Genomic DNA, 12,045 nt, shown 5'->3' with positions numbered 1-12,045 from the left:
CATTCACAACCCTCAACTCCTCGGCGCGGGGTGGAGCAGCCCGGTAGCTCGTCAGGCTCATAACCTGAAGGTCACAGGTTCAAATCCTGTCCCCGCAACCATATACGACCACAAAGGCCCCGCAGCACCCGCTGACGGGGCCTTTGTCGTTTTGGCCTTCTGCCTTGGGTGGATCGCCGAAGCCGTGGAGCGCTGCTCTGCTCGAACCCGGCTGATCGGCGCTCCGTCTACCGCACCCGTGCGCTGGCACCATGGTACTCCCAAAAACGACTACGCCCTGCTCCAGACCGCGAAGAGCCGTGCTGCAGCCTCGTGGTGCCATATCATCTGAACGACTAGTTGGTACGCCAGTCTTCTCTCGGCAGTTCGGATGCGGGAACGGACTTCGAAACCAAGTCTCGGAAGATCGCGGAGATTGTTCCACCATCTCGATCGTAGTGATTGAGGGAGCGAGACACTTCCCACTCGGCGCTCCGAAGACGCAACCTGAGACCTGTTCCGTCCGTAACCACCTCAGGCAGCTGCCCCAAGGGAACCGGGATGAAGACGGATGCGGCTGGCACGGCAACCGGCATCACGCGCTTAGCGATGACGCCATATTCTGCCTGCTGCAGCGGCGCCTGCCACCTGGCCTCTATGTCGTAGCGATTGCAGGTTTCCTGACGCCGGAGTCGTACGACCTCGATCCGGGCCTCGACGGTTCCTCTTCGGGATACCCGCACGACCCAGGCTCGTTCGGGATGCTGCAATGACGGCGTGGCGGAGAACTCGATCACGTCCGACGCGATCGGCGGTTTACCCACCGAGTCGAGCGCGGCTGGCATCGGTTGCGATAGGCATGGCTGGATGGTCGGCGCAGCTGCCGGAGCCTGCGAGATCAACGATGTCATGGCAATCACCGCTGGCAGCATCGCAGCCCCTCCCTCGTCACCGCCAGGCGAACCATAGATGGCGACGTTAGCGCCGCCTTCGGTGATCGACCATAGCGCAACTTCCCATCGACCTCCCAGCTTCCGACGAGGCTAGACGGTCCCCTCGGACCTGCGCGCCCCTCCCGCGAAATCCATCAATGCCGGTCCGGCGTCAGCCCACCGCTTCCGAAAGCGCCAGGATCGCCTTTTCCGCTTCCGCCGCGTCGAGGCTGGCGAAGCCGATGCGGAGTCCCGATTCCGCGTCTTCGCTCGCCATGAACGATCGCGACGCGGCGAAGCGCAGGTCGCGCTCGCGGGCGCGCGCTTCGATCGCGTCGAGGCTGCGACCGGGGAAGCGGAGCCAGAAGGCCAGGCCGCCGTTGGGCATGTCGAACCGGACCTTCGATCCCAGCCCGTCGCGCAGCTGCTGGGCGAAGTGGAGGCGGCGCTCGGCGTAGATCCGGCGCACCTTGCGCGAATGGCGGCGCAGCTCGCCGTTGGCGATCAGGTCCGCCGCTGCCTTTTCGGTCACCACATTGCCCATGCCGTCGGTGAGCGAGATGCCGTGCGCGAGACTGCGCAGCAGCGACGGCGGCGCGACGACATAGCCGATCCGCAACGTCGGCAGCAGCAGCTTGGAAAGCGAGCTGATGTAGACGACATGCTCCGGCGCATAGGCGGCCATCGGCAGCAGCGGCTGCGAGGCGAAATGGAACTCGTGGTCGTAATCGTCCTCGAGGATCGCGAAGCCGAACTGGCGCGCCAGATCGAGCAGGCGGAGCCGTCGCATCGGCCGCAGCGTCACGGTGGTGGGAAACTGGTGATGCGGGGTAAGGAACAGCGCGCGGATGCGGTGGCGGCGGCAGAGTGCCTCGACGGCGGCGACGTCGATGCCCTCGGAGTCCAGCGGGACGGTGTGCACGGTGGCGCCGAGCATGGTGAAGGCGGCGACGGCGGGCTCGTAGGTGAGCGATTCGACCAGGACGTGATCGCCGGGGCGCAGCAGCGCCTGGGCGGTCAGGAAGATGCCGTTCTGGCTGCCGCGCGTGATGCAGACATTGTCCGAGGTGACGTTCAACCCGCGCTGCCGGCGCAGCATTTCGGCGACCGCCTCTCGCAGTTCCGGCAGGCCGAGCGGGTCGCGGTAGGAAAAGGCGTTGGCGGTCGCCGTCGCGCGGACCGCGTCGCGATAGGCGGTTGCCAGCGCGGTGGCAGGGAACAACCGCCCGTCGGGCGCGCCCTCGTCCAGCTTCAGGCCGCTTCCCGGAGCCAGCGCCAGCGGGCGCTCGGGCGGCGGGAGGACGCGGTATTCGGTGCGGTCGCTCACCGTGGTGCGCGCAGGCGGGCGCTTGGGCTCGGGATAGACCGGCGAGACCAGCGTCCCGCGCGTACCGGCCGAGGTCAGCCAGCCCTGGGCGATGAGTTCGTCATAGGCGAGCACGACGGTCTTGCGGTTGACGCCGATGTCTGCGGCGAGTTCGCGGCTGCTCGGCAGATAGGTCCCCGGGGCGAGCCGCCCACTCTCGATATCGCGGATGATCGCCGCGATGATCTGCATATAGGCGGGCGTCCCGCGGCTGGTGTCGATGTTCTGCCCGAGCCTGAGCGGCAAGCGACGCAGCATTGGCCCCCAACTCCACCGTGTAGTCGTCCGATGCCGGTCCAATAGCCCGCCGCGGCGCGCTGGGCAAATCGGACTGGACCCGCCCGCCGCGCGATCTTGGTCGTTCCGCAAAGGGTCGCTTCGGCGCAGGATGCGCCATGTCTTCCGTCGCGCAACCCGGTGCCGCCCGAGCCCCTGCGGTGAATCCCTTCGGCATGTTCGATGTCGGCGATGTCCGCGCGCTGGTGGAGGAGTTTCCGCTCGCTTGGACGATGACTCCCGACGGCGCGCTCGCTCACGCCAGCCAGCTTCCCCTGATCGGCGAATATGATGCGGACGGCCGGCTGGTCGCGCTGATCGGGCATCTTGCGCGGGCCAATCCGCTCGCGCGGGCGATGGCCGCGCAGTGCCGGATCAACATCCTGTTCAACGGCCCGAGCGGCTATGTGTCGCCGGAGCACGCCGGCAGGCGGAACTGGGCGCCGACCTGGAACTATGCGCAACTGAAGATCGATGCGGCGGTCGAGATCGGCGCACACCTGACCTCCCATTCGCTCGACGTACTGATCGGTGTGACCGAGCACGGCCGCGCCGATCCGTGGCAGGTGCGCGAGATCGCGGATCGCTACGACGTGATGGCGGCGGCGATCATCGGGTTTCGCGCCCGCGTCCTCGCCGTCCAGGGCAAGTTCAAGCTAGGCCAGGACGAGGACGCCGGGACGCTGCACCACATCCTCGCGACCCATCCCGATCCGGTGCTGGTCCGCTGGATGCGGCGGCTGAACGCGGGACGCTGAGCCGGCGGGCTCAGGCGGATCGACGTTCATCGTGGGAGTCCCGAACTCCCCCTTCCTCCGTTCGCCTCGAGGTGCCGTCGAGCTTGTCGAGACGGCGTATCGAGAGGTCGGTCGTTGGGGCTCTCTCGATACGGGCTCTCGACAAGCTCGATCCCTACTCGAGACGAACGGGGAATGGGTGAATGTCGGTCCGTCCTAGCCGGCGGTGCGATCCGACTCCGGCTGGAACCATTGCGCCGGCAACGGGCGGCTGCGTGGATAGACCTCGTCCAGCGTTGCCGCTTCATAGAGGCGGCCGTTCTTCATCACCTGGCGGATCGCGCGCGCATTGCGCACGTCAGCGAGCGGGTCCTTCGACAGGATCAGCAGGTCGGCGTATTTACCCGGCTCCAGGCTGCCGATCTGCGTGGCCCGGCCGATCTCCTCCGCGCTTTCGGCCGTCGCCGCGCGCAGCACCTCGTGCGGGGTCGCACCGCCGCTGGCATAGGCCTCCATCTCGATGTGAAAGGCTAGGCCCTGAATCGTGCCGTGGCTGCCCATGCCGATCAGTCCGCCGCGACGGCGGATGGCGAGCGCGTCGGCGGCGAAGCGCGACCACGTCTGGTCGATCGGCGGCACCCAGGTGCGATCGCGCAGCCGCGTCTCGAGAATGCCGCGCGGAATGAAGCGTCGCAGCTTGGCGTCGGACAGGATGTCGCCGTCGATGACCGCGTTGCTCAGCGGCGGCGCGCCGCCGTACAGCACGCCCAGCGTCGGCGAATAGCCGATCCGCGTCTTCGAATAGAGCGTCAGCACGTCCTTGTGGAGCGGTGTGATCGGCATGTTGTGCTCGTTGCCGGCGAAGCCGTCGAGCGCGTGCGTCAGATTGAGGTTGAAGTCGCTCGCGCCCTCGGTCGTCGGCATCATGCCGAGTTCGGCCGAGGCCATGACCATATATTGCCGCTGTGCGCGGTTGCCGACCATGTACGCCTTGATGTTGCGCGTACGGTAATGGTCGCGATAGCGGGTCAGCACGTCGCGCGCGTCGGCGAGCGAGTTGATCTCGACGTTGGAGAAGATGCCGGGTCCGGTCGAGAAGGCGCGCGGGCCGATCATCAGCCCGGCGTCGATCATGTCCTGATAGCCGAACACGTCGATCGTGAAGGGCTGGACCTCCAGCCCGCTGGTCACGCCATAGGCGAGGTTGGCGAGGAAGTCCCAGTGGTTACGGTCGAGGATCTGTCGCCGCGTCTCGAACCAATGGGCATGGGTATCGACGAAGCCGGGGACGAGATAACTGCCCTGGACGTCGCGGATCGCGGCGCCGGCGGGGACTGCGACGCTGCCCGAGGGGCCGACGGCGACGATCCGGTTGCCGGTGACGACCACGTCGGCGTTGGCGATCACCTCGTCCCCGCGCATCGTGATCGCGGTGCCGCCGCGCAGCACGACGCTGCCTTCGGGAACGTCGCGCGGCACTTCGACCCGCGCCTCGATGCGGGTCGCGGCCTGCTCGGCGGAGCCCGCCTTCGATTGCGCCGCCACGGCGGACGGCAGCGTCCGCAGCGTCGAGCCCACCGACCACAGGATCGTCCGGCCGTCGGCGCTCCAGTCGATATAGTCGGCACCGACCGCCGTCACCTTGGCGAGGGCGGTCGACGGATGCGCCAGTTCCATCTTCTGCGGGGCGGCGCTCAGCGACGGCGGCACGTCGAGCAGATAGACCTGCGACGCGGCCTTCACCAGCAACCGGCTGCCGTCGGGGCTCAGCCGCGCGTCTTCGGGTGGTACCGGGGTCTCGGCGAAATAGCGGTTGCCGTTGGGGACGGTCAGCGCGGTTTCCGCACGCGGTTCGCCGCCGTCGACCGCCACCGAGTGGATCGTCGGGCCGGCGATGTACCGCACGCGCGCGCCGGTGCCGTCGAAATCGAGACCGCGGGCGCCCTGCGGTCGTGCGATCACGCGGGGCGTGCCACCCGATGCCGGCAGCATGACGACGTCGGTCGGCAGGCTGGCGCCGAGTTCGGTCGCGGTGTTGAGCCGTTCGGCCTGGGGGGTGCGGAGCACCGCCACCGTCTTGCCGTCCGGCGACACCACGGGTTCGCTGTAGAAGGCCGCGTCGCGCGTCAGGCGCCGGGGCTTGCCGCCGCCGGCGGGGACGCTCCACAGCTGCCCGCCGTCGTCCGCGGTCCAGGTGACGTAGACGAGCGTGCGCCCGTCCGGCGTCCAGTTCGGCTGGAACGCCATGCCCTCGACGCCGGGGACGGGCGCGGGAACGCTGCCTTCCGACAGGCCTTGGACGTAGAGCTTGCCCAGCGCGGCGAACGCCACCCGCTTGCCGTCGGGCGAAAGCCTCGGCGCCTGGATGATGCGGACGCGTACCGGGCCGGTCTCGTCCGGCACGGCGACGCGGGTGTTGTGCCCGAGCGGCAGGTCGACGGCGGCGGTGAAGGGCACGTCCCGACGCGTGCCGTCGGCGACGTCGATGCGCACGAGCTTGCCGCCGATCGAGGTCAGCACCGTCTTGTCGCCGGGCAGGAAGACGCTGCGCGGCACCAGGTCGTTGTAGAAGCCGCTCATCTGGGTGTCGTGGTCGATCGGCGATGCGAGCAGCCGGTCCTCGCCGGTGACGAGATTGCGCAGGCGCAGGCCGGTCTGGGCGCCGTCGCGGCTGGCATAGACCAGCAGGCGACCGTCGTGCGACAGCGCCGGGCGCATCGCCGCGCCGGGCGTGGCGGAGATGATCCTGTCTTCCGCGCCGCTCTTGAGGTCGCGGCGGACGATCTCCCAATGCGGCAGCGGCTTGTGCGACCAGAGCGAGCCGGCCTTGCGCGAATAATAGAGATAGTTGCCGTCGGGCGAGGCCACCGCCCCGATCACGTTGATGCGATCGTCGCCGCGCTCGGTGCCGGTCGGACGCGCCTGGGTGACCTTGATGCCGCTGCCGCCGCGCACGTCATAGGCGTAGAGTTCGAACGCGAGAATCGAATGGATCGTGCGCGAGACATAGAGGAAGCGCCCGTCCGCCGACCAGGCGGGCGAGGTGTAGAGCGCCGGGCCGGTATCCGCCGACAGCTTGCGCGCGTCGCTGCCGTCGGCGTTCGCCACCCACAGGTTGGTCGCCCCCGAACGATCGGAGAGGAAGGCGATCCGCGTGCCGTCGGGCGAGAAGACCGGCTGGGTCTCGAACGCCTGGCCGGTCAGCAGCGGCCGCGCCGTCCCGCCGGCGGCATCCAGCGCATAGATGTCGCCCAGCAGGTCGAACAGGATCGTCCTGCCGTCCGGCGAGACGTCCGGCGCCATCCAGGTGGCTTCGGACGTCTCGAACTGCAGCCGCTCCTGCGGCTGGAGCGGCAGCGCCGGCGGCTGGGCCGGCGACTGGGCCGGCGACTGGGCCGGCGCTGCCGTTTGTGCCGAAGCCGCGCCGCTCCCCAGGGAAAACGCGAGGGCGAGAAGGGAGCAGCGGGCGGCTCGGGTCATGGTCGGGGTCCTCAGAGCTTGATGCGGGCGCCGATCGTCATGAACCGCCCGACGGTGTCGTAGAAGGGCGAGAACAGCGACCCGATCGGCGGATCCTTGTCGAGCAGGTTCGACACGTTGCCGTAGATTTCCATCTGTCGCCCGTCGCCCGTCGGGATCTTCGCGGTCAGCTGAAGGTCGAAATAGGTATAGGCCGGCACCCGGTTGTTGGTGATCTCCAGGTTGCGGTTGTAATAGCCGGGCGAGATGTAGCGCGCGCGGATCAGGCCGCTCAGGTTGCGGTCCGAATAGCCCAGGCTGCCGTTGACCCGCCACGACGGCACGCCGTTGACGAAGGCGTAGCTGGTGTTGTCGACATATTCGACCTCGCTGATGCCGTCGTAGGTGGTCAGGCTGTCCACCCAGGTGCCGATCACCCGGAAGTGCAGGTTGCGGCTCTCGCTGCTGTCGAGCGGCATCGTATAGGCGATCTCGCCGTCGATGCCGTTGGTCTTGTAGCGCGACAGGTTGACCGAATTGGACTGGACGCGGACCAGGTTGCCGCTCGCGTCGCGGAAGACGCGGGCGCACAGGTCCTGGTTGCCGTTGAAGCAGCGGGTGACGAGGTCCTGCGCCCCTACCGAGGTGATCACGTCGTTGATCGTGATGTCGAAATAGTCGAGCGAGGCGGTCAGCCCGCGCATCGGCGAGGCGGTGACGCCGGCCGTCCAGGTGTCTGCCTCCTCGGGCTGCAGCTGCGGGTTGCCGCCGCCGTTGATCAGCACCGAGACCGTCTGGTTCGTCACGGGGTCCGCCACGTTGACGTAGCTGACCGTCTGGGTGGTGTAGAGCTCGCTCAGGCTCGGTGCGCGGATGTCGCGCGACCGGGTGACCCGGCCGATGACGCCCGGCAGAAACTCGTTGGTCGCGCCCAGCTTCCACGACCAGATCGAGCCGCTGTTGCGATAGTCGGAAACGCGGACCGCGCCGTTGAAGTTGAGGTTGCGCAGCACCGGCACGTCCTTGACCAGCGGGACGAGCAGTTCGCCGAACGCTTCCTTGACCGTGTCCTTCCCTTCCAGATCGGCGAAGTAGAAGGTGGAGAAGGCGCGGGCGCGATCGAGCTCGCCGGCACGCGAGTCGATCGTCTCGCGCCGGGCCTCGATGCCGACCGCCACCGAAACCGGCCCGGCCCACAGCGAGAAGGGCTCGCCGCGCAGGCTGACGCCCACGGTGTCGAGCTTCGAGGTGGAGCGCAGCGTCGGGGTGCCGGTGACATAGTCGATCGCCGCCTGCGACGGCGCGCCGTTGCCGAACAGGTTGATCGGCACGCAGGCGCTGGACGGATCGGTCAGCGCGACGCGGCACACCGCCTGGCCGGTGGTGGGGCTGATCACCGCATCGACCGCGTTGGCGAAATTGGCGGTCAGGCGGAAACCGGGCGTGTCGATGTTGTTCTGGCTCTCGCCGTGGCTGTAATAGGCGCTGTAGCGCCACGCGCCGCCGCCGAACTTGCCCTCCAGCGCGACGGTGCCCTGGATCGTCTCGCGCTCCAGGTCGATCGTCGAATAGGCGAAGTCCGAATTGTAGCGGCCCATCGTGAAGCTGGTCTGGTTCGCCGCGATCAGCTGGTCGCGGATTTCGGGACGCAGGAAGGCGTTGTCGCGGCTGATCGTGATGTTGCCGCGGTTGTGGTCGCCGAACCAGGTATAGTCGCCCCAATAGCGCGAGTAGCGCAGTTCGGCGATCAGGTTCAGGTCGTTGACGACTTCGTAGGAGGCGCGCGCCATGCTGGCGATCCGCTTCTGCGGCGTGCTGAGCGGGCTGAGGTCGTCGTCGGAGGGTGCTTCGCCGCCGACCATGTTGGACCCGTTGACGACGCCGCGTTCGAGCAGGCGCAGCGTGCCGTCCGGATTGAAGCCGTAGTTGCGCAGCACGCCGGAGGTGATGATGCCGCCCACGACGGCATTGGCGTAGCCGACGTTCGGCGTCAGCGTGTAGGTCAGCGGATCGGTGGGCGTCGCGCGCGGGTTGGGGAGCGACACCCAGCGGCCGGTGTTGGCGCGGCTGACCTTGGTGCTCAGTCCGTCGTTCTGGAAATACTCGCCGCCGATCAGGAAATGGCCGCGGCCGTCGGCGAAGTCGAACCCGGCGGCGCCTTCGAACCGGTATTGCGCGCTGTCGCCGCGGCTCGAAATGCCCGTTTCCGCACCCAGGCGGATGCCGGTGAGGCTGTGGTCGAGCTGGATGTTCACCACGCCTGCGACCGCGCCCGATCCCCACGCCGCCGAGGCACCGCCGGTGACGATGTCGACGTTCTTCACGAGCACCGACGGGATGGTGCTCAGGTCGTTGTCGCTCGAGAAACGCCGGCCGTCGAGCAGCACCAGCGTGCGCGTGGCGCCCAGCCCGCGCAGATCGGCGGGGAAGCGCCCGGCCTGGGCGTTGGTGCCGGAGGTCTGGGGCGACTGGCCCGCCTTGAACTGCGGCAGGTCGGCCAGCGCGGCGCCGATGTTGGCGCGGCTGGCGACGCTGAGTTCCTCGCTGCCGATGCGGGTGAGCGGCGTCGGGGATTCGAAGCCCGGCCGGTCGATCCGCGATCCGGTGACCACGATCTCGCCCGACGTGTCGGGCGCGGCTTCCGCTTCCGCCTGCGCCGCAGCCGGGCGCGCGTCCTGCGCGAACGCGGGTGCTGCCGTCAGTCCGGCGAGCAATGCCAGTACGCAGCTTCCCCCCCGGTGCGCCCGGCGGAAATCAACAGCCCGAAAATGTGCCATGCGTGGTCCCCAATTTGGCTCGACGAGAAGCTCTTCCGCCCGACGATGTTTCGACTTGGCGCCTATCGGTGTCGTCGAACTTCAATCTTTGGAGCCAAGGCGGCGCCGAAAACATCCAATTCGATGTCGGCGGACGGGGCCAAGCGGTTGCCGCACGGCTGTGGTCGTTCAGACACATGCTGCGGTGCGGCGGTTTGGCTGGTCCCCCGTCGGGAGCCCGTCTTGGTCCTTCACGATGGGATCGACGAACGCCACGCTTCCGATCGGCAGGGATGGCTGCGGGATGCGCAGGTGCAAGCGAAGGGGGACGCGATGATCGACCGGCGACTGTTTGTGGGCGGCGGTCTCGCCGCGGTCTCGCTCGCGGCCCCGCTTGCCGCGCGCGCCGCGGCCGGGCTCGACGTCGCGCTGACCAACGCCCTGCTCTGGACCGGCAGCGGCCGCCCCATGCGGGGCGCCGTCGGGCTGATCGGCGACCGGATCGCCACCGTCGGCAGCGCCGCGGTGAAGGCGCAGACCACCGCCAGAACCCGCGTCGTCGACCTGAAGGGCGCCTTCCTGATGCCGGCGTTCATCGACAACCACACCCATTTCCTGATCGGATCGGACAAGCTGGGTCAGGCGGACCTGCTCGGCGCCACCTCGCGCGAGGATTTCGCCGCGCGGATCGCCGCCTGGTCGCGCGCCAATCCCAGCAAATGGGTGCTGGGCGGCAGCTGGGACGAGCAGCGGCTGGGCGGCGAACTGCCGACCCGCCACTGGATCGACGCCGCGACGGGGGACACGCCGGTCGCCATCCCGCGCACCGATCTGCACATGTATCTGCTGAACTCGGCGGCGCTGAAGGCAGCCGGGATCACCCGCGACACGCCCGATCCGGCGGGCGGCGTGATCGTGCGCGATGCGGCGGGCGAGCCGACCGGCATCGTCAAGGACAATGCCAAGGATCTGGTCGAGCGGGTGATCCCGCCGCAGACGCTGGACGAGGCGATGGCCTCGGTCCGCAACGGCGTCGCGCACGCGTTGAGCAAGGGCGTGGCGCAGGTGCACGTTCCCGACATCAACTGGGGCAGCTTCCACGCCATCCGCGCGCTGCGCGCCAAGCAGGCGATGGACCTGCGCTTCTACTGTTTCGTGCCGATCGCCGACCGCGAGCGGCTGCTCAAGATCGTGGCCGAGGAGGGCAAGGGCGACGACTGGGTCCGCTGGGGCGGCGTCAAGGCGCTGGCCGACGGCTCGCTCGGGTCGCGGACCGCGGTGTTCAAGGCGGACTATGCCGATGCCCCCGGCCAGCGCGGCGTGCGGGTGATCGGCCTGGACGAGCTGCGTCGCTGGATCCCCGAATGCGATCGCGCCGGGCTGCACGTCACCACCCATGCGATCGGCGATCTCGCCAACGACGACGTGCTCGACGTCTATGCCGAGACCGTCCGCGCCAATGGCAAGCGCGACCGGCGCTTCCGCATCGAGCATGCCCAGCACGTCACGCCCGCGTCGATCCCGCGCTTCGCCCGCCAGGACGTGATCGCCTCGGTCCAGCCCTATCATGCGATCGACGACGGCCGCTGGGCGGTGAAGCGGATCGGGGAAGCGCGGCTGAACGGCACCTACGCCTTCCACTCGCTGATGGCATCGGGCGCGCGCGTCACCTTCGGTTCCGACTGGCCCGTGGCGCCGATCGATCCGCTGCAGGGGGTCTATGCGGCGGTCACCCGCGAGACGATCGACGGGGCCAATCCGCAGGGATGGCTGCCGGATCAGAAGGTATCGGTGGCGGCCGCGCTCACCGCCTACACGCGCGCCAATGCCTATGCGGGGTTCCAGGAGGACCGGGTCGGTTCGATCGCGCCCGGCTATTACGCCGACCTCGTCGTCCTCGATGCCGATCCGTTCGCGGCCGACCCGGAGCGGATCAAGGATATCAAGGTGCTCAAGACGATCGTCGGCGGCAAGGAACGCTTCGCCGCCTGAGCGGGCGTCGCGGCGGTTAGGCGCTGCTGAGCAGCAGGCTGGTCTCGCTGTTCAGCACCCCGTCGATCGACCGGATCTCGCGCAGGATCCGGTCGAAGGACTGCAAATCCTCCGCCGAGATTTCGGCGATCAGGTCCCAGGCGCCGTTGGTGGTGTGGAGCGCCCGCAGCTGCGGGATGCTGCGCAACTGGCGGATGATCGCCGACGTCGACCGGCCGGCCACCTCGATCATCGTCACCGCGCGCAGTTCCTCGACGCCGCCGGGCTCCTGCACCCGTACGGTGAACCCCAGGATGGCGCCGCTGTTGACCATCCGGTCCAGACGCGTCTGCACGGTCGCGCGCGACACGCCGAGCACGCTCGCGATCTTGGCGATGGGCGCGCGCCCGTCGCCGCGCAGCGTGCCGATGATCCGGCGATCGAGCTGATCGAGCTCCAGCATGGCACAATGCTCGGCCAGACTGCGCAAACTGTCAACTCTGGCGCTGCGATTGGCGCATTCTGCGGATTCCACCTGAAATCCTGTCGGCCATACTTGCGCGGAGCAC

Annotated in this window: 7 protein-coding genes and 1 tRNA gene; 3 read left to right on the top strand and 5 right to left on the bottom strand. The window is 68.4% G+C overall.

Annotation, left to right across the window (positions count from 1 at the left end):
- Positions 1–24 precede the first annotated feature (24 nt).
- Positions 25–101 (top strand) — tRNA-Met (locus ACBY01_RS10440).
- Between the two features lie 234 nt (positions 102–335).
- Here the strand turns inward: ACBY01_RS10440 and ACBY01_RS10435 are convergent.
- Both ACBY01_RS10435 and pdxR read right to left on the bottom strand, forming a co-directional pair.
- Positions 336–911, bottom strand: coding sequence for a hypothetical protein (locus ACBY01_RS10435; RefSeq protein ID WP_416460768.1), 576 nt, complete (start codon positions 909–911; stop codon positions 336–338).
- Positions 912–1,083: 172 nt separating this feature from the next.
- Complete coding sequence (gene pdxR / locus ACBY01_RS10430; RefSeq protein ID WP_416460767.1) at positions 1,084–2,535, bottom strand: MocR-like pyridoxine biosynthesis transcription factor PdxR; 1,452 nt, start codon at positions 2,533–2,535, stop codon at positions 1,084–1,086.
- A gap of 137 nt (positions 2,536–2,672) precedes the next feature.
- On the opposite strand from pdxR, the gene ACBY01_RS10425 reads away from it, so the two are divergent.
- The gene (locus ACBY01_RS10425) at positions 2,673–3,311 is read left to right on the top strand and encodes an FMN-binding negative transcriptional regulator (protein WP_416460766.1); all 639 of its coding nucleotides are present in this window, start codon (positions 2,673–2,675) and stop codon (positions 3,309–3,311) included.
- Positions 3,312–3,506: 195 nt separating this feature from the next.
- Here the strand turns inward: ACBY01_RS10425 and ACBY01_RS10420 are convergent, their stop codons facing one another.
- Positions 3,507–6,770 (bottom strand): amidohydrolase family protein, encoded by a 3,264-nt coding sequence (locus ACBY01_RS10420; protein WP_416460765.1) that lies wholly within the window; start codon positions 6,768–6,770, stop codon positions 3,507–3,509.
- A gap of 11 nt (positions 6,771–6,781) precedes the next feature.
- On the bottom strand, positions 6,782–9,463 hold the full coding sequence (locus tag ACBY01_RS10415; protein WP_416460764.1) for a TonB-dependent receptor plug domain-containing protein: 2,682 nt from the start codon (positions 9,461–9,463) through the stop codon (positions 6,782–6,784).
- Between the two features lie 375 nt (positions 9,464–9,838).
- On the opposite strand from ACBY01_RS10415, the gene ACBY01_RS10410 reads away from it, so the two are divergent.
- Entirely contained in the window at positions 9,839–11,497 is a 1,659-nt protein-coding gene (locus ACBY01_RS10410) for an amidohydrolase (RefSeq protein ID WP_416460763.1), read from the top strand.
- Positions 11,498–11,513: 16 nt separating this feature from the next.
- Here ACBY01_RS10410 and ACBY01_RS10405 read toward each other — a convergent pair whose 3' ends face one another.
- Complete coding sequence (locus tag ACBY01_RS10405) at positions 11,514–11,939, bottom strand: Lrp/AsnC family transcriptional regulator (RefSeq protein ID WP_416460762.1); 426 nt, start codon at positions 11,937–11,939, stop codon at positions 11,514–11,516.
- Positions 11,940–12,045 lie beyond the last annotated feature (106 nt).

The sequence above is a fragment of the Sphingomonas mangrovi genome (assembly GCF_047975845.1).
In the GTDB taxonomy this organism is placed as follows: domain Bacteria; phylum Pseudomonadota; class Alphaproteobacteria; order Sphingomonadales; family Sphingomonadaceae; genus Sphingomonas.
The sequence above is the reverse complement of the archived record's forward strand: the minus strand, read 5'-3'. Positions and strand labels throughout refer to the sequence as shown.